Here is a 17,102-nt window from a genome sequence, read left to right as displayed (position 1 = left end):
GCCCCGCGTGGCGGTTCTGGACTCCCTTCGCGCTGTGCGCGGCCGTCTTCGCGCTCGTGACCTGGCAGGTGTCCGCCGGCGGGCCGCTGCGCTCGGCCGACGAACGTGTCAGTCACGCGCTCGCGGGCCAGGGGCCCAGACCACTGACGGAACTGCTCGCCGATCTCGGCAGCATGCTCGTCGCCGTGCCCGTACTGGCCGTGGCGATCGGATACGCGCTGTGGCGCGGGCAGCGCGCGCGCCCGCTGATGGCGGCGCTCGCGATGGTCGCCGTCCCCCTCGTGGTCGTACCGCTCAAGATCTGGATCGACCGGCCGGGCCCGCTCACCGACGCCACCGGGTACTACCCGTCCGGGCATACGGCAACGGCGATGGTCGCGTACGGCGGCGCCGCCCTGCTCCTCGCGCCCCACAGGCACGGGAACCGGGCGATGCCCGCCGCCGTCCTGCTCACCCTGGCGACGGGCATCGGTCTCATACTGCGTGGCTACCACTGGCCGCTGGACGTCCTCGGCAGCCTGGCGCTCTGCGGAATGGAGCTCCTGGCTCTGGAGCGGGCACTCCGCGTGGCCGGATCGCGCGATCTCAGCCGAAGTACGCGTCGAAGTTCTTCGAGAACTCCCACTGGTTGAAGCGGTCCCAGTTGATCGACCAGGTCATCAGTCCGCGCAGGGCGGGCCAGGTGCCATGGGTCTGGTAGGAACCGCAGTCGGTCTTCTTGGTCAGGCAGTTCAGCGCCTTGTTCACCTCGGCCGGTGGGGTGTGGCCGTTGCCCGCCTGGGTCGAGGCCGGCAGACCGATGGCCACCTGGTCGGGGCGGAGCGCCGGGAAGACCTTCGTGGTGTCACCGGCGACCGGGAAGCCGGTGAGCAGCATGTCGGTCATGGCGATATGGAAATCGGCGCCGCCCATCGAGTGGTACTGGTTGTCCAGGCCCATGATCGGGCCGGAGTTGTAGTCCTGGACGTGCAGCAGGGTGAGATCGTCGCGCAGGGCGTGGATCACCGGGAGATACGATCCGGCGCGCGGGTCCTGGCCGCCCCAGGGGCCGGATCCGTAGTACTGGTAGCCGAGCTGTACGAAGAAGGTCTCGGGCGCCATGGTGAGGACGAAGTCCGCGCCGTACTTGGCTTTGAGGGTCTTGATCGCGGAGATGAGATTGACGACGACCGGGGTCGTGGGGTTGCGGAAGTCGGTGTCGCCGGTGTTCAGCGAGAGCGAGTGGCCTTCGAAGTCGATGTCCAGGCCGTCCAGACCGTACTCGTCGATGATCTTGGAGACCGAGGAGACGAAGGTGTCGCGGGCGGCGGTGGTGGACAGCTGGACCTGGCCGTTCGCGCCGCCGATGGAGATCAGGACCTTCTTGCCCGCGGCCTGCTTGGCCCTGATCGCCGCCTTGAACTCGGCGACCGATTCGACGTTCGGGCATTCGGCGACCGGGCAGAGGCTGAAGCGGATGTCGCCGGAGGTGACCGAGGTGGGTTCGCCGAAGGCGAGGTTGATGACGTCCCACGAGGCGGGCACATCGGCCATCCGCGTGTAGCCGGAACCGTTGGCGAAGCTGGAGTGCAGATAGCCGACCAGCGCGTGGGCGGGCAGGTCCGCGCCGCCTTCTCCGCCGCCGCCCGAGGCGGAGGTGGTGGCGGTGACGGCGGGCGAGAGGGCGGACGCGCCGGTGGCGTTGGTCGCCGCGACCTGGAAGCTGTACGCCGTGGCGGGGCCGAGTCCGGTGACGGTGGCCGAGGTGCCGCTGACGTCCAGTGCCTTGGCGCCGCCCCGGTAGACGGTGTAGCCGGTGGCTCCCGTGACGGGCGCCCAGGAGAGCGCCACGGAGGTCGAGGTGACGCTGCCCGTCTTCAGGCCGGTGGGGACGGCCGGGGGCTGCTCCGGGGCGCCGCCCGGACCGACGAGGGTGAGGTCGTCGGCGTAGTAGGCGGGCGTGCCGTACCACCCGTGGGTGTAGACGGTCACCGAGGTGGTGCTCGGGCCGGTACGGAAGCTCGTGGTCAGCTTCTGCCAGTCGGACACGGACTGCGTCCAGGTCGAGACATCGGTGGTGCCGGTGCCGGAGGCGCCGAGATAGACGTGGCCGCCGCGGACCCAGGAGCTCAGTGTGTACGCGGAGTCCGGTTTGACCGTGAGGGTCTGCGAGCACTTGGCGTTGTCGTTGCCCGCGGGGGTTCCCTTGAGCGCGCCGACGCCGCCGTGGACGGGGGTGGTGACGACGGCGCCGCTGCCCGCCGTACAGCTCCAGCCGGTCAGGCCGGACTCGAAGCCGCCGTTACGGGCGATGTCCGCGTCGGCGGCCTGTGCTGTCTGGGCGGCGGCGACGAGTCCGCCCGCGGTGAGCACGGCGGCCGCGAGGGCGGCCACCAGTCTTGGGTACAGAGCAGGACGTCTGGTGCGTTCCACAACTGCCTCCGGGCATGGGGGAAATGAGGTGGCGGAGCGCGCACAGCATGGTCCAGACCAATTGGTTGGTCAAGACCTCTGACAGCGCCACCCCGGAACTGCCCCCAGTCCCCCACTGCCCAGTCCCCCAGTGCCCCGCTCCCCAGTCGCCCGTTCCCCGCTCCCCCGCTCCCGGCCTCTCGGGTCACACGGCGCCGTCCTCCCCTGCCCTGCCCCCATTCCTGTCTCCCGCCGCGATGTTCGCCGTCGCCTCGTGCATGGCCAGTTCCAGCAGTGACGCGTCGGTGAGCGTGCCCGAGCCGTCCGGCGGAATGAGCCAGCGCATGCCGCCGCTCGCCCGCCCCGGGTACGGCACGACGATCCAGCTGCCGGAACCGGCGCCGCGTACGCCCGTACCGAGCCAGCGCGCGACCGTGCCCGGCGGCACGAAGAACCCCATCCGCGCGTCGCCGGAGCAGGCGAGCACGGGCCCCGGCCGGTCGACGAGCCTGGTCAATACGTCGAGGGTCGGATAACCCAGTTCACCGGGGAGGATCAGCACGTCCCAGCGCCTGCCCGCGGGCAGGAGAGCCACCCCCAGGGGGTTGCGCTCCCACTCCCACCGACAGGCTCCGGGGTCCGGTGCCACCGAAATCAGCCACTCCACCGCATTGTTCGCCCCTGAGCCGGCCATCTGCCGAGCCTCCCCTCCGTATTGTTGGACAATCTGTCCGCAAGGGAGAAGACACGAGGGGTGCCGGTCGATGACGCGAGTTCGGCCCGCGATCTCGCGGTGATCTGGATCACAGGGCCCGGCCGCACAACCGCGGGCCCCCGTTCTCCTGTCTCGCGATCATCGTCAATGACGGCGGGACACGGGACACGGGACACGCGAACCCGTCGCGGCTCAGCTGTCGAAGCCGAGACCCAGCCGGTCCATGGTCCGCAGCCACAGATTGCGCTGTCCGCCCCGGGCGTCCGCGCGGGCCAGCGACCACTTGGTGAGGCCGATCCCGGCCCACGCGGCCGGTTCCGGCGGGAAGGGCAGCGGCTTGCTCCTGACCATCTCCAGCGCGGTGCGCTCGGTCCGTTCGCCCGCCAGGAGGTCGAGCATCACCTCCCCGCCGAAGCGGGTCGCCCCGACGCCGAGCCCGGTGTAGCCGGCGGCATACGCGACCCGGCCGTCGTACGCGGTGCCGAAGAAGGCCGAGAAGCGCGAACAGGTGTCGATGGCGCCGCCCCACGCATGGCTGAAGCGCACCCCCTCCAGCTGCGGGAAGCAGCGGAAGAAGTGGGTGGCGAGCTTGAGATAGGTCTCCGGACGGTGGTCGAGCGCCGTGTCGAGCCGCCCGCCGTACGGATAGATCGCGTCGTAACCGCCCCACAGGATGCGGTGGTCGTCGGTGATCCGGAAGTAGTGGAACTGATTGGCGCTGTCGCCGAGCCCCTGACGGTTCTGCCAGCCGATCGCGGCACGCTGCGCCTCGGTCAGCGGCTCGGTCATCAGCGCGTAGTCGTAGACCGGGACGGTGTACGGACGCACCCGCCGGACCAGCGAGGGGAATACATTGGTGCCGAGCGCGACCCTGCGCGCGAAGACCCGCCCGTACGGTGTACGGACGGCCATCCCGGACCCGGACCCGGCCCCGGATCCGGCTCCTGACCTGACACGCGTCAGCTCCAGCCCGCGGGTGTTCTCGTAGACGCGTACCCCGAGGTTCGCGCAGGCGCGCTTGAGACCCCAGGCGAGCCGGGCCGGGTGCAGCATGGCGACGCCGCGCCGGTCCCACAGCCCGCCCAGGAACGTCGGCGAGTCGACCTCGGCGCGCACCGCGTCCCGGTCGAGCGGCTCCAGACCGGTGTGGCCGAGCCGTGTCGCCTCCTCGTACAGCTCATGGAGCTCGTCCAGTTGGTACGGCTCGGTGGCGACGTCGATCTCGCCGGTGCGCTCGAAGGAGCAGTCGATGGCGTAGCGGGCGACGGTCGCCTCGATGGCGTCGAGATTGCGCTCGCCCAGCTCCTCCAGTTTCCGCAGCTCACCCGGCCAGCGCGCGAGCCCGTTGCTGAATCCGTGGGTGAGGGAGGCGGCGCAGAAGCCACCGTTGCGGCCGGAGGCGGCCCAGCCCACCTCGCGGCCCTCGATCAGGACGACGTCCCGTTGCGGATCGCGTTCCTTGGCGAGCAGCGCCGTCCACAGCCCGCTGTAGCCGCCGCCGATGACGAGGAGATCGCAGTGTTCGTCGCCGCTGAGGGCCGGCAGGGCCCCGGGCCTGCCGGGGTCGTCCAGCCAGTACGGGACCGGCCGCGCGTCGGAGAGCGATGCGGCGGAGAGCGCCGCGGTGGCGGTACGCATGGCGCTTGCGGCCATGTCTTCCAACTCCTTCCGGGGAACTGCGGGATCCGCTCAGGTGGTGGCGGCGGTCCTCTTCCGCCGGTTGCTGACCAGTTGGCCGCCGACCACCAGCAGTACGGCGATGACGAACATCGCCGTCCCGATGACATTGATCTGCACCGGCGTGCCGCGCTGCACGGAGCCCCAGACGAACATGGGGAAGGTCACGGTCGAGCCGGCGTTGAAGTTGGTGATGATGAAGTCGTCGAACGAGAGCGCGAAGGCGAGCAGGGCGCCCGCCGCGATCCCGGGGGCCGCGATCGGCAGCGTGACCCGGACGAAGGTCTGCACGGGCCCCGCGTAGAGATCGCGCGCCGCCTCCTCCAGCCGCGGGTCCATCGACATGACGCGGGCCTTGACGGCGGTCACCACAAAGCTGAGGCAGAACATGATGTGCGCGATGAGCACGGTCCAGAAGCCGAGCCGCGCGCCCAGGTTGAGGAAGAGCGTCAGCAGCGAGGCGGCCATCACGACCTCGGGCATCGCCATCGGCAGGAAGATCAGTGAGTTGATCGCGCCGCGCGCCCGGAAGCGGTAGCGGACCAGCGCGAACGCGATCATCGTGCCGAGGACGGTGGCGCCGAGCGTCGCCCAGGCGGCGATCTGGAGCGAGAGCGTCAGCGAGCCGCACAGGTCGGCGACTCCGCACGGATCCTTCCAGGCGTCCAGCGAGAAGCGCTGCCAGGAGTAGTTGAAGCGCCCGTTCGGCTTGTTGAAGGAGAAGACCATCACGACGAGGTTGGGCACGATCAGATAGCCGAGCGTCAGCACGCCCGCGATGACGACGATGTTGCGTCGGAGCCGGCGCATCAGACCAGGTCCTCCGTCCCTGCTCGGCGGATGTAGAAGGTGACCATCAGCAGGACGATCGCCATGAGGATGAACGAGAGCGCGGCGGCCGTCGGATAGTCCAGGACCCGCAGGAACTGCGTCTGGATGACGCTGCCCACCATCTTCGTGTCGGTGGAGCCGAGCAGTTCGGCGTTGACGTAGTCGCCGCTCGCCGGGATGAAGGTGAGCAGGGTGCCGGAGACGACCCCCGGCATGGAGAGCGGGAAGGTCACCGTGCGGAACGTGGTCAGCGGCCTGGCGTACAGATCGCCCGCGGCCTCGTGCAGCCGCCCGTCGATGCGCTCCAGCGAGGTGTAGAGCGGCAGGATCATGAAGGGCAGGAAGTTGTAGGTGAGTCCGCAGACCACCGCCATGGGTGTGGCGAGTACGCGGTTGCCCTCGGTCCAGCCGAGCCAGCTGGTCACGTCCAGCACATGCAGCGAGTCCAGGATGCCGACGACCGTGCCGCCGTCGGCGAGGATCGTCTTCCAGGCGAGCGTACGGATCAGGAAGCTGGTGAAGAACGGCGCGATGACGAGGACCAGCAGCAGATTGCGCCAGCGTCCGGCCTTGAAGGCGAGGAGATACGCGAGCGGGTAGCCGAGCAGCAGACACAGGATCGTGGCCGTGCCCGCGTACAGCAGGGAGCGCACGAACTGCGGGTAGTACTCCTGGAGCGCGTCCCAGTAGGTCTGGAAGTGCCAGGTGACCTGGAAGCCCTTCTCCAGGGAGCCGGTCTGTACGGAGGTCGAGGCCTGGTAGACCATCGGCAGCGCGAAGAAGACCAGCAGCCAGAGGATGCCCGGCAGCAGCAGCCAGTACGGGACGAGCCGCTTGCGCGTGGAAGCCTTGCGCACCGGAAGTTCCGGCGGGGTGGCGGGCGCGCCGGGAGGCGCCTCGGTGAGCGTCACGAGACCTCCTCGTCCACCGTCTCGATGCCCGCGGAGCCCACTGTCCCGGCAAGCAGGGACTGGGCCGCGTCCAGACCGAAGCTGTGCGCCGGGTTCCAGTGCAGGACCACCTCGGCGCCGGGGGAGAGCCGGCTGTCCCGCTCGATGTTCTGCGCGTACACCTCGAACTCCGGGCAGACCGGGCTGTCGATCACATACTGCGTGGAGACCCCGATGAAGCTGGAGTCGGCGATCCGTCCGGTGATGCGGTTGCGGCCGTCGGGGACGGTGCCCGCGTCGTCCGCGTGCGCCAGCGAGATCTTCTCGGGCCGTATGCCGACCAGCAGTCTGCCGCCGCTCGCGGTCGGGGCGGAACACCGGCCCACGGGCAGCCGCAGTTTGGCGCCGCCCGCCGTCACCACCACGTCGTCGCCGTGGATCTCGGCGACCTCGGCCTCGATGAGGTTGGAGGTGCCGAGGAAGTTGGCGACGAAGGTGGTGTCCGGGTTCTCGTAGAGATCGGCGGGGCTGCCCAGCTGCTCGACCATGCCTCCGTTCATCACCGCGACCGTGTCGGCCATCGTCATGGCCTCCTCCTGGTCGTGGGTGACATGGATGAAGGTGATGCCGACCTCGGTCTGGATGCGCTTCAGCTCCAGTTGCATCTGGCGGCGCAGCTTGAGGTCGAGGGCGCCGAGCGGTTCGTCGAGCAGCAGCACCTGCGGATGGTTGATCAGCGCGCGGGCGACGGCGACCCGCTGCTGCTGGCCGCCGGAGAGCTGGTGCGGCCTGCGCTTGGCGAAGTCGCCGAGCTGGACGAGATCGAGCATCTCGCCGACCTGCTTGCGTACGGACTTGATGCCGCGGCGCCGCAGTCCGAAAGCGACGTTCTCGTAGATGTCGAGGTGCGGGAAGAGCGCGTAGCTCTGGAAGACGGTGTTGACCGGCCGCTTGTACGGGGGCAGGCCGGTGACGTCCTTGTCGCCCAGGAAGACCGTGCCGGTGGTCGGCTCCTCCAGGCCCGCGATCACCCGCAGGGTGGTGGTCTTGCCGCACCCCGACGCGCCGAGGAGAGCGAAGAAGGAGCCCTGCGGCACGGTGAGATCGAGCGGCTGGACGGCGCGGAAGGATCCGTACGTCTTGCTGATCCCGGACAGGCGGACGTCGCCGCCGCCCCGGCTGGTGGATGCAGTCTCTGTCATGGGTAACGGTCCCGGGGATGAGAGAGGTGGACGGGCTGAGACCAGGCCGCCCCCGGCGATGGAGGAGGTACGGCATCAGGCGCCGATGAGCTTGGCGAACTTCTGCTCGTACGCCGTCTCTTCCTCGGCGCCGAGGGAGCGGAAGGCGTGCGAGGCGGCGGCCATCGCCGCGTCCGGGAGGATCAGCGTGTTGTCGGCCATCGCCTTGTCGATCTTCGTGAGTTCAGCGCGCACCCCGTCGACCGGGCAGACGTAGTTGATGTACGCGGCGAGCTGGGCGGCGACCGGCGGCCGGTAGTAGTGGTCGATGAGTTTCTCGGCGTTGGTCTTGTGCCGTGCCTTGGCCGGGACCAGCAGATTGTCGCTGGAGATGATGTAGCCGCTGCGGGGGATGGCGAACTTGATGTCCGGGTTGTCGTTCTGGAGCTGGACGACGTCCCCGGCCCAGGCGACACAGGCCGCGATATCGCCCTTGTCGAGGTCCGCGGTGTAGTCGTTGCCGGTGAAGCGGCGGATCTGCTTCTTGTCGACGGCCTTCTGGAGACGGGCGACGGCGGCGTCGAAGTCGTCGTCGGTGAAGCCGCCCGGGTCCTTGCCCAGATCGAGCAGGGTCATTCCGATGGAGTCGCGCATCTCGGAGAGGAAGGCGACGCGTCCCTTGAGCTGCGGGTCGTCGAGCAGCTGGGAGACGGAGTCGACCTTGCGTCCGCCGGTGGCCTTCGCGTTGTACGCGATGACGGTGGGGATTCCGGTCCAGGGGTAGCTGTGCGCGCGGCCGGGGTCCCAGTCGGGTGAGCGGAACTGGTCGGAGAGGTTCGCGAACGCGTGGGGCAGCTGGGAGGGGTCGAGCTTCTGCGCGTAACCGAGCCTGATCATGCGGGCGGCGAGCCAGTCGGTGACGCATATGAGGTCGCGGCCGGTGTCCTGGCCGGCCGCCAGCTGCGGCTGGATCTTGCCGAAGAACTCGACGTTGTCGTTGATGTCCGCCGTGTACTTGACGCTGATGCCGGTGCGCTTGGTGAACGCCTCCAGCGTCGGATAGTGCTTCTCGTCCTCGGTGACGTCCATGTACTCGGTCCAGTTGGAGAAGACGACCCGCTTCTCGTCGGCCGAGTGGTCGGTGGACGCGGGGCCGTCGCCCTCCCGCTTGGCGGGCGGGATCCCGCAGCCGCTCAAACCGGCGAGCCCACCGATCGTGAGCGCGCCGACACCGGTGGCGCGCAGCATGGAACGGCGGGTGAGGGCGCCTCTGCCGCTGGTCAGGCTGCGCCGCATCGCTGCGAGTTGGGCCCCGGAGAGACGGCCGGGCTCGTACTGCTCCATGCGCTGTGCCCTTTCGGATGGGTGGTCACTGCGGGCGGACGGTCACTGGGGGCGGACGGTCACTGGGGACGGTCCCCGAAGATCGTGCGGTGCCAGTCCTTCCTGGCCACCGCGGTGTTGTCGTACATCACATGCTTGACCTGCGTGTACTCCTCGAAGGAGTACACCGACATGTCCTTGCCGAACCCGCTGGCCTTGTAGCCGCCGTGCGGCATCTCGCTGATGATCGGAATGTGGTCGTTGACCCAGACGCAGCCGGCCTCGATCTCACGGGTGGCCCGACCGGCGCGGTGGACGTCGCGGGTCCAGGCGGAGGCGGCGAGGCCGTACGGGGTGTCGTTGGCGAGCCGGATGCCCTCGTCGTCGGAGTCGAAGGGCAGGGCGACGAGGACCGGGCCGAAGATCTCGGACCGGACGATCTCGCTGTCCTGGGGGGCGTCCGCGACGAGGGTGGGGCGGTAGTACGCGCCGTCCTTCCACGGGCCCCCGGGCACCTCGCCGCCGGTGACGATCCGGGCGTGGCCGCGGGCCCGGTCGACAAAGCCTGCCACCCGGTCGCGGTGGGTGTGCGAGATCAGCGGGCCGAGGTCGGTGGCCGGATCGAAGGGGTCACCGAGACGCACGGTCTCCATCAGTTCGGCGACAGCGCTGACGAAGGCGTCGTACAGCGGCCGTTGCACATAGGCGCGGGTGGCGGCCGTGCAGTCCTGGCCGCCGTTGATGAGGGAGCCCGCGACCGCGCCGTGGACGGCGGCTTCCAGGTCGGCGTCGTCGAAGACCAGGAAGGGCGCCTTGCCGCCGAGTTCGAGATGGAGGCGTTTGACGGTGGCGGTGGCGATCTCGGCGACGCGCTTTCCGACGGCCGTGGAGCCGGTGAAGGAGGTCATCACCACATCGGGGTGGCCGACGAGACGTTCCCCGGCGTCGGGACCCGCGCCGGTGACGATATTGATCACGCCGTCGGGCAGTCCGGCCCGCTGGGCGGCCCGCGCGAACATCAGCGAGGTGAAGGGGGTGATCTCGGCGGGCTTGAGCACGATGGTGTTGCCCGCGGCGACGGCCGGAAGGATCTTCCAGGCGGCCATCTGGAGCGGGTAGTTCCAGGGCGCGACGGAGCCGACGACCCCGATCGGCTCGCGGCGTACGTACGAGGTGTGATCGGCGCTGTACTCACCGGCCGAGGCGCCCTGGAGATGGCGCGCGGCGCCCGCGAAGAAGGCGGTGTTGTCGATGGTGCCCGGGACATCGAACTCGGTGGACAGCTTGATCGGTTTGCCGCACTGGAGCGTTTCGGCGTACGCGAGGTCGTCGGCCTGTTCGGCGAGGACGGCCGCCAGCCGGTGCAGGGCGTCCGAACGCTCCCCCGGGGTGGCGGCCGACCAGCCGGGGAACGCCTCGCGCGCCGCGGCGACGGCGGCGTCGACATCGGCCGGGCCCGCCAGTTCGTACGCGTACAGTTCCTCGCCGGTCGCCGGGTTCACGACGGCGTGCGTACGTCCCGAGGTGCCCGGTCGCGGCTGCCCGCCGATGAACTGCGCACCGGCCGCGAAGCGGTCCCGCACCTGGAAGCGGTTGGCCATGACGCTCTCCGATGTCCCAGCTGGTTGGTCAGCTGTTGTTCCGGCTGTTGTTCCGGCTTCAATTGAGTGCCGATCCTGACAGAGCGCCGCCACCTCAACAAGGGATTCCGTTGTTGCCTTTTGGTTACGCGACGGAATCGGTCGACCATGTGTCGCGTCGGCATGCTGATCGGCGGACGCGATGTCAGTGGTGGCTGCCAGACTCGCATGCGTGGGGAACAACTCGGGGCGTGAGAAGTACCTGCTCTTCTGGGGGCACGCACCGCGCCGGGACGGCACGCTCGGCGCGAGCTGCCTCAGTCAGTGGTGGCCGTCGCCGTTCACGGTGGACGGGGTGGAATACGCGACGGCCGAGCACTGGATGATGGCGGGCAAGGCGCGGCTCTTCGGGGACGAGCAGGCCGAGCGGGCCGCTCTGGAGGCGGCGAATCCCGCGCTCGCCAAGAAGGCGGGGCGGCTGGTGCGCGATTTCGACGAGGCCGTCTGGGAGCGCGAGCGCTTCGGCATCGTGGTGGAGGGCAGCGTCCACAAATTCGGGCAGGATGCCGCGCTGCGCGGATTCCTGCTCGCCACAGGCGACCGGATGCTCGTGGAGGCCAGCCCGATGGACCGGATCTGGGGCATCGGACTGGCCTCGGACGACGAGCGGGCGCGGGATCCCGCGCGCTGGCGCGGACTGAATCTGCTGGGTCTGGCGCTGATGGAGGCGCGTGAGCGGCTCCGGACCGACGGCGCTACTTTCGCGACACGCTAGCGGGTGACGTCGACCACCAGCGAGGTGCTGTAGTCGTCGTAGGTGCTGTCGTAGTCGTTGTTCCTCTCCTCGTTGATCGCCTGGGTGATGCCCCAGATGATGAACCCGAGGAAGATGACGCCGAGGGCGATGCCGATCGACCCGAGGATGACACCGGCGCGGGCCTGACCCTCGTTGTTGGCCTCGCCGCGCTGCACCCTCTTCCTGCCGACGATGCCGAAGATCAGCGCGAGTACGCCGAGGACGATGCCGCCGATGCCGTAGAGACAGAACAGGCAGACGGACAGGATGCCGAGCACCATCGCGGCGACGCCCATACCGTTCGCCGGGGGCTGCCAGCCGGGCTGGCCGTACCCCGGCATGCCCGGGTACGGCTGGGGTGCGGCGGGGTAGCCGGGATAGCCATAGCCTGGGGCCGATCCCGGTCCCGCACCGGCGCCGTACGGAGCGGCGGGGTGCTGGACGGGCGAGGCGCCCGGGTACCCATAGGGACCGGCGGCGGGCTGGGCAGGTCCCCCGGGAGCGGTGGGCGGCGGGGGCACGGCGCCGGACTCGGGCCCTCCGGTCGGCGTACCGGCGATCGTCGGCTGCTGGTGCACCGATCCGGCCGACGGCCACGGGTCCTGCGGGGGCTGAGCGGCCCCTGATGACCGCTGTCCCGGAAGCTCGGGTGATATCGGCGGCGGCGGCAGCGGCGCCGGCTTGTCCAGCGGAATCCGCTGCTCTGGCGGAGCCCACGGATCACCCGGCTCGTAGCCGCCCGGCGGCTGCTCGCTCTTGTCTGACATGGGCCTCCCCCATCGTAATTCCGTCATGCTACGGCCTCCGCTCCACCCGGAACGGGCCCGGCCTACGATGATCCCTGACCCGAGCGGCCCCGGGCAGGGTGCGGACGTCCCGTCCCTTCCGACGCCGTTCATTCGTGGCACCCGCCCGAGCATCCGGAGGACCCCGATGACCGATCTGCACCCCTTCATCGCGGGGCTGCCCAAGGCCGAACTGCATGTCCACCATGTCGGATCGGCATCGCCCCGTATCGTTGCCGAACTGGCCGCCCGGCACGCCGACTCCAAGGTGCCCGCCGACCCCGAGGCGCTCGCCGACTACTTCACCTTCACCGACTTCGCACACTTCATCGATGTCTATCTCTCCGTCGTCGATCTGATCCGTACGCCCGAGGACGTCCGGCTGCTGACCTTCGAGGTCGCCCGTGACATGGCCCGGCAGAACATCCGCTATGCCGAGCTGACGGTCACCCCCTTCAGCTCGACCAGCCGCGGCATCCCGGAGCAGGGCTTCATGGAGGCGATCGAGGACGCCAGGAAGAGCGCCGAGGCCGAGTTCGGGGTCGTGCTGCGCTGGTGCTTCGACATCCCCGGCGAGGCCGGGCTGCCCGCGGCCGAGGAGACCGCCAGGCTCGCGGTGGACCTGCGGCCCGAGGGACTGATCGCCTTCGGTCTCGGCGGTCCCGAGATCGGGGTGCCCCGGCCGCAGTTCAAGCCGTACTTCGATCGCGCGATCGCCGCGGGTCTGCACTCCGTGCCGCACGCCGGTGAGACGACGGGTCCCGGAACGATCTGGGACGCCCTGCGCGAACTGGGCGCGGAGCGCATCGGCCATGGCACGAGCGCCGTCCGGGACCCGGAGCTGCTCGCGTACCTCGCCGAGCACCGCATCCCGCTGGAGGTGTGCCCGACCTCCAATATCGCCACCCGCGCCGTCCTCGATCTCGATGAGCACCCGATCAAGGCGATGGTCGCGGCCGGTGTGCTGGTGACGGTCAACAGCGACGACCCGCCGATGTTCGGCACGGACCTCAACCAGGAGTACGGGGTGGCCGCCCGGCTGCTCGGTCTGGACGAGCGCGGCCTCGCGGATCTCGCGAAGAACGGTGTCGAAGCCTCGTTCCTCGACACGGACGACAAGAAGAAGCTCACCACCGAGATCGACGCGTACACCGCCCAGTGGCTCGCGCGCTGACGATGGCCGACGACCGGACGGACCCGGACACCGCCGCGCGGACCGTCGTCGCCGTCGGCCACCGCGGTGATCCCTACCGCGTGCGGGAGAACACCCTCCCGTCCGTGCACTCCGCCCGGCGGCGGGGCGCGGACGCGGTCGAGATCGACGTCAGGCTCACCCGCGACGGCGTGCCCGTGCTGCTGCACGACTCCACGCTGGAGCGGCTCTGGGGCCATGACCGGCGGTTGGCGGAGCTGACGTACGAGGAACTGCGCGCGCTGACGGACGGCGGGGTCCCGACGCTGCGCGAGGCGCTCACGGCGGAGGCCCCGGACGGAACGGGCGGCGGCCACGCGGGCGCGGACAGTGCGCGTTTCATGCTGGACCTTCCCGGCGCGACCGAGAAGTCGGTACGCACGATCGTCAGCACGGTGCGTGACTGCGGCGCCGCCGAGCGCGTGTACTACTGCGCGGGCCCGAGCGCGATGCTCGCCGTCCGCGCCGCCGACGCGCACGCCGAGATCGCCATGACGTGGACGACGCTCGCGCCCCCGCGTCCGGCCCTGCTCGCGGCAGTGCGGCCGCGCTGGCTCAACTACCGGTTCGGGCTGGTCAGCCGGGAGCTGGCCGACCGCAACCACCGGGACGGGCTGCTGGTATCCGCCTGGACCGTGGACACTCGGCGCAGCATGCGCCGGCTGATCGCGCACGGCGTCGACTCCGTCACCACCAACCGGATCGATGTCCTGTCCGGACTGCTGGGGACTCGTCGTTCCTGAACCTCCGGGCATACGGTCCGGCATGATGAGCGACGGTCCCTCCCGTGATCGCGGCGGGCGCGGCAGGAGCAGAGGAGAAGATGTGTCCGACGACCACGACACCCCGCGCCCGACGGGGCGTATCCGCTCCGACATCGCCCACAACGCGCGCGTCTGGAACTATTGGTTGGGCGGCAAGGACAATTATCTGGTGGACCGCGCGATCGGCGACCAGGTCACCGAGATGTATCCGAGCATCGGTGAAGTGGCGCGCGCGGACCGGGCGTTCCTCGGCCGGGCGGTCCGGCATCTCGCCGGGGACCTGGGCGTACGGCAGTTCCTGGACATCGGCACGGGCCTGCCCACCGTCGACAACACCCATGAGGTGGCACAGCGGATCGCGCCCGAGTCCCGGATCGTCTACGTCGACAACGACCCGATCGTGCTGGCGCACGCCCGCGCGCTGCTGACGGGTTCGGCGGAGGGCGCCACCGAGTACATCGACGCGGACGCCCACGACCCGGAGGCGATCCTCGCCGGTGTCGAGCCGACGCTCGACCTGCGGCGGCCGGTGGCGGTCATAATGCTCGGCATCCTGAACTTCGTCCTCGACACCGACGAGGCGCGGTCGATCGTACGGAAACTGATGGCCGCCGTACCCTCCGGCAGCTATCTGGTGCTGACCCACCCCACGCTGGAGCTGGGCGGCGACGGCAATGCCGCGGCGATGCGGTTCTGGAACGAGAACGCGACTCCGCCGATCACCGCCCGCGGCCGGGCGGACATCGAGTCCTTCGTGGCCGGTCTGGAGCTGCTTGAGCCGGGCATCGTCTCCTGTGCGCGCTGGCGCCCCGACCCCCGCGCGGACGACAGCGCGGTGGAGGTGGCCCAGTTCGGCGTGGTGGCCCGCAAGCCCTGACATGCCTGGAACCGGGAGCAAAGGGGCGAATGCGGGAGCCGGAGCGGCGTCCGGCGCCGGTGCGTGGGCCGTCGACATCGGGGTGGCCCTGCTCATCCAGGCGGCGGTGACCATTCCGTTCGTCGTGCCGCGCGGGCCCGGACTGCCGCCTGCCGACTGGCCGTCGTACGGTCTGACCACGCTGGCCGTGCTGCCGCTGGTCTGGCGGCGGCGGGCGCCCGTGACCGTACTACTGGCCGTTCTGATGGCGCAGATCCTCTACAAGTTCACGCTCGACGGTCCGGGCCAGTCACTGCCGTACACCAGCCTGATGGCGCTCTACACCGTCGCCGCGCTGTCCCCCGCCCGCCACCGCGTCCCCGTCGCCGTACTGACCTTCGCGCTCGTCCCCGCGGGGGTCGCCCTGAACTCCGGGGATGCCAGGGAGCTGCTGTTCTCGCTCTTCGTGTTCGGCGCGGCGTACGCGTTCGGCCGGCTGACCCACACCCGCCGGGCCTATACGGCGGCGGTCGAGGACCGGGCGGCTCAGCTGGAGCGGGCGAACCGGATCGAGGCCGAGCAGGCGACGGCGCGTGAACGGGCCCGGATCGCCCGGGAGATGCACGACATCCTGTCGCACGCGGTCAGCGTCATGGTGGTCCAGGCGGAGGCGGGCCCGGTCGCCGTACGCACCGCGCCCGAACGTGCCGAGGCGGCCTTCGAGGCCATCTCGGAGACCGGCCGGGACGCGATGGTCCAGCTGCGCAGGATGCTGGGGCTGCTCCGCGAGAACACCGAGCACACCGATGCCTCCGAGACCACCGAAAACACTGCGCACGCCGGGACCACCGGGACCACCGAAAACGCCGCGCACGCCGGAGCCACCGGGCGGTCGCCGCGCCGGCCTCAGCCCTCCCTGGCCGGGCTCCCCGGGCTCGTCGAACGGGTCGCCGCGGGCGGACTCGCCGTCGACTACGTGACCGAGGGCCGGTCCCGCCCGCTGTCGCTCGACACGGAGGCGACCGTCTACCGCGTCGTCCAGGAGGCGCTGACCAATGTGGTCAGACATGCCGCCGCCCGCTCCGTCCACGTACGGCTGGAGTACGGGGCGGAGGCCCTGGTGATCACGGTCACCGACGACGGCCGGGGTCCCGCCGACCCCACCGTCCCCGCCGCCGACGCCGTCCCCGGTCATGGGCTGCTCGGCATCCGGGAACGCGCCGCGGCCCATGGCGGAACGGCCGGCACCGGACCGGGCCCCGGGGGAGTGGGCTTCCGGCTCGCCGTACGGCTTTTGTTCGTACACTCCCGTGCGGAGGTGGGGAGTTGACGATCCGTGTGGTGGTGGCCGACGACCAGGAGCTGGTGCGCAGCGGATTCTCGATGATCCTGGACGCGCAGCCCGGCATCGAAGTGGTCGCCGAGGCGGGCGACGGCGCGCGTGCGGTCGAGGCGGTACGCCGCCACCGCCCCGAGGTGGCGCTGCTCGACATCCGGATGCCCGTGATGGACGGGATCGAGGCGTGCCGCGCCATCACGGACGCGACCGGCTGCCGCGCGGTCATGCTCACCACCTTCGACTCCGACGAGTATGTGTACGAGGCCCTGCACGCGGGGGCGAGCGGATTCCTGCTCAAGGACGTCCGGCGCGACGACCTGGTGCACGCCGTACGGGTGGTGGCGGCCGGGGATTCCCTGCTCGCCCCGTCGGTGGCCCGCCGTCTCATCGAGGAGTACACCCGGCAGCCGCCGCGCCCCGCCGCGGCGAGCGCCGCGCGGCTCGGCGTCCTCACCGCCAGGGAGCGCGAGACACTGCTGCATCTGGCCCGCGGTCTGTCCAACGCGGAGATCGCGGCAGCGCTCACCGTCAGCGAACACACCGTCAAAACGCATGTGGGCCATGTGCTGGCGAAGCTCGGTCTGCGCGATCGCGTCCAAGCGGTCATCTGCGCGTACGAGACCGGTCTGGTCGCCGCCGGACATCCTCCCCACGGAGGAGACGGCGTGCGCGACTCCCCCGTACCGGCGAGGGATTGAGACCGCGAGGACCGCTCGCTCCGGCGATCCGCCGGAGCGCCTCGCTCAGCAGGATGGGACGGGTCAGCACCCCACCCGCCTCCC

16 protein-coding genes are annotated in these 17,102 nt (G+C 70.2%); 7 read left to right on the top strand and 9 right to left on the bottom strand.

From position 1 onward, the window contains the following. Positions 1-56 precede the first annotated feature (56 nt). Positions 57-632: a phosphatase PAP2 family protein gene (locus ACIRQP_RS22510; RefSeq protein WP_403892795.1), complete on the top strand. Its 576-nt coding sequence runs from the start codon at positions 57-59 to the stop codon at positions 630-632. Here the strand turns inward: ACIRQP_RS22510 and ACIRQP_RS22505 are convergent. From ACIRQP_RS22505 to ACIRQP_RS22470, 8 genes are all read right to left on the bottom strand, one after another. Beyond that, positions 586-2,412: a chitinase gene (locus ACIRQP_RS22505; RefSeq protein ID WP_403892793.1), complete on the bottom strand. Its 1,827-nt coding sequence runs from the start codon at positions 2,410-2,412 to the stop codon at positions 586-588. The two genes, ACIRQP_RS22510 and ACIRQP_RS22505, sit on opposite strands and share 47 nt — an antisense overlap. 184 nt (positions 2,413-2,596) lie before the next feature. After that, complete coding sequence (locus ACIRQP_RS22500; RefSeq protein ID WP_403892791.1) at positions 2,597-3,085, bottom strand: hypothetical protein; 489 nt, start codon at positions 3,083-3,085, stop codon at positions 2,597-2,599. A gap of 213 nt (positions 3,086-3,298) precedes the next feature. Then, complete coding sequence (locus ACIRQP_RS22495) at positions 3,299-4,759, bottom strand: NAD(P)/FAD-dependent oxidoreductase (RefSeq protein WP_403892789.1); 1,461 nt, start codon at positions 4,757-4,759, stop codon at positions 3,299-3,301. A 36-nt stretch (positions 4,760-4,795) separates the two neighbouring features. Then, positions 4,796-5,593, bottom strand: a complete 798-nt coding sequence (locus tag ACIRQP_RS22490; RefSeq protein ID WP_403892787.1) for an ABC transporter permease — start codon at positions 5,591-5,593, stop codon at positions 4,796-4,798. Further along, positions 5,593-6,525, bottom strand: a complete 933-nt coding sequence (locus tag ACIRQP_RS22485) for an ABC transporter permease (protein ID WP_403892785.1) — start codon at positions 6,523-6,525, stop codon at positions 5,593-5,595. Before ACIRQP_RS22485 ends, ACIRQP_RS22490 begins: the two co-directional genes overlap by 1 nt. After that, entirely contained in the window at positions 6,522-7,706 is a 1,185-nt protein-coding gene (locus ACIRQP_RS22480) for an ABC transporter ATP-binding protein (protein ID WP_403892783.1), read from the bottom strand. The genes ACIRQP_RS22485 and ACIRQP_RS22480 overlap by 4 nt, the downstream gene beginning before the upstream one ends. Before the next feature lie 75 nt (positions 7,707-7,781). After that, positions 7,782-9,029 (bottom strand): PotD/PotF family extracellular solute-binding protein, encoded by a 1,248-nt coding sequence (locus tag ACIRQP_RS22475; protein WP_403892781.1) that lies wholly within the window; start codon positions 9,027-9,029, stop codon positions 7,782-7,784. Positions 9,030-9,088: 59 nt separating this feature from the next. Next, positions 9,089-10,609 (bottom strand): gamma-aminobutyraldehyde dehydrogenase, encoded by a 1,521-nt coding sequence (locus ACIRQP_RS22470; protein WP_403892779.1) that lies wholly within the window; start codon positions 10,607-10,609, stop codon positions 9,089-9,091. A gap of 181 nt (positions 10,610-10,790) precedes the next feature. Between ACIRQP_RS22470 and ACIRQP_RS22465 the strand changes: the two genes are divergently transcribed. After that, positions 10,791-11,363 carry an NADAR family protein gene (locus tag ACIRQP_RS22465; RefSeq protein WP_403892777.1) on the top strand — a complete coding sequence of 191 codons (573 nt, stop codon included), beginning with the start codon at positions 10,791-10,793 and terminating at the stop codon, positions 11,361-11,363. Here ACIRQP_RS22465 and ACIRQP_RS22460 read toward each other — a convergent pair. After that, the gene (locus ACIRQP_RS22460; protein WP_403892775.1) at positions 11,360-12,151 is read right to left on the bottom strand and encodes a DUF4190 domain-containing protein; all 792 of its coding nucleotides are present in this window, start codon (positions 12,149-12,151) and stop codon (positions 11,360-11,362) included. The two genes, ACIRQP_RS22465 and ACIRQP_RS22460, sit on opposite strands and share 4 nt — an antisense overlap. Positions 12,152-12,317: 166 nt before the next feature. Here ACIRQP_RS22460 and ACIRQP_RS22455 point away from each other — a divergent pair, with 166 nt between their 5' ends. From ACIRQP_RS22455 to ACIRQP_RS22435, 5 genes are read left to right on the top strand one after another with little or no spacing between them, the layout of a single operon-like run. Beyond that, positions 12,318-13,343 carry an adenosine deaminase gene (locus ACIRQP_RS22455; RefSeq protein ID WP_403892773.1) on the top strand — a complete coding sequence of 342 codons (1,026 nt, stop codon included), beginning with the start codon at positions 12,318-12,320 and terminating at the stop codon, positions 13,341-13,343. 2 nt (positions 13,344-13,345) lie between these two features. Beyond that, positions 13,346-14,104, top strand: coding sequence for a glycerophosphodiester phosphodiesterase (locus ACIRQP_RS22450; RefSeq protein ID WP_403892833.1), 759 nt, complete (start codon positions 13,346-13,348; stop codon positions 14,102-14,104). Positions 14,105-14,129: 25 nt separating this feature from the next. Continuing rightward, on the top strand, positions 14,130-15,002 hold the full coding sequence (locus tag ACIRQP_RS22445; protein WP_403892831.1) for an SAM-dependent methyltransferase: 873 nt from the start codon (positions 14,130-14,132) through the stop codon (positions 15,000-15,002). Position 15,003: 1 nt separating this feature from the next. Continuing rightward, positions 15,004-16,311, top strand: a complete 1,308-nt coding sequence (locus ACIRQP_RS22440) for a sensor histidine kinase (protein WP_403892771.1) — start codon at positions 15,004-15,006, stop codon at positions 16,309-16,311. Next, positions 16,308-17,018, top strand: coding sequence for a response regulator (locus ACIRQP_RS22435; protein WP_403892769.1), 711 nt, complete (start codon positions 16,308-16,310; stop codon positions 17,016-17,018). Before ACIRQP_RS22440 ends, ACIRQP_RS22435 begins: the two co-directional genes overlap by 4 nt. The last annotated feature ends 84 nt before the right edge of the window (positions 17,019-17,102 follow it).

It is taken from the genome of Streptomyces sp. NPDC102274, assembly GCF_044766385.1.
GTDB lineage: Bacteria > Actinomycetota > Actinomycetes > Streptomycetales > Streptomycetaceae > Streptomyces.
The sequence above is the reverse complement of the archived record's forward strand: the minus strand, read 5'-3'. Positions and strand labels throughout refer to the sequence as shown.

Excerpts from the sequence above, each read along its gene's own strand:
- ACIRQP_RS22475 (WP_403892781.1), bottom strand. The coding sequence starts at position 9,029 with ATGGAGCAGTACGAGCCCGGCCGTCTCTCCGGGGCCCAACTCGCAGCG.
- ACIRQP_RS22495 (WP_403892789.1), bottom strand. The coding sequence starts at position 4,759 with ATGGCCGCAAGCGCCATGCGTACCGCCACCGCGGCGCTCTCCGCCGCA.
- ACIRQP_RS22480 (WP_403892783.1), bottom strand. The coding sequence starts at position 7,706 with ATGACAGAGACTGCATCCACCAGCCGGGGCGGCGGCGACGTCCGCCTG.
- ACIRQP_RS22445 (WP_403892831.1), top strand. The coding sequence starts at position 14,130 with ATGAGCGACGGTCCCTCCCGTGATCGCGGCGGGCGCGGCAGGAGCAGA.
- ACIRQP_RS22440 (WP_403892771.1), top strand. The coding sequence starts at position 15,004 with ATGCCTGGAACCGGGAGCAAAGGGGCGAATGCGGGAGCCGGAGCGGCG.
- ACIRQP_RS22470 (WP_403892779.1), bottom strand. The coding sequence starts at position 10,609 with ATGGCCAACCGCTTCCAGGTGCGGGACCGCTTCGCGGCCGGTGCGCAG.
- ACIRQP_RS22455 (WP_403892773.1), top strand. The coding sequence starts at position 12,318 with ATGACCGATCTGCACCCCTTCATCGCGGGGCTGCCCAAGGCCGAACTG.
- ACIRQP_RS22465 (WP_403892777.1), top strand. The coding sequence starts at position 10,791 with ATGTCAGTGGTGGCTGCCAGACTCGCATGCGTGGGGAACAACTCGGGG.
- ACIRQP_RS22460 (WP_403892775.1), bottom strand. The coding sequence starts at position 12,151 with ATGTCAGACAAGAGCGAGCAGCCGCCGGGCGGCTACGAGCCGGGTGAT.
- ACIRQP_RS22500 (WP_403892791.1), bottom strand. The coding sequence starts at position 3,085 with ATGGCCGGCTCAGGGGCGAACAATGCGGTGGAGTGGCTGATTTCGGTG.
- ACIRQP_RS22450 (WP_403892833.1), top strand. The coding sequence starts at position 13,346 with ATGGCCGACGACCGGACGGACCCGGACACCGCCGCGCGGACCGTCGTC.
- ACIRQP_RS22490 (WP_403892787.1), bottom strand. The coding sequence starts at position 5,593 with ATGCGCCGGCTCCGACGCAACATCGTCGTCATCGCGGGCGTGCTGACG.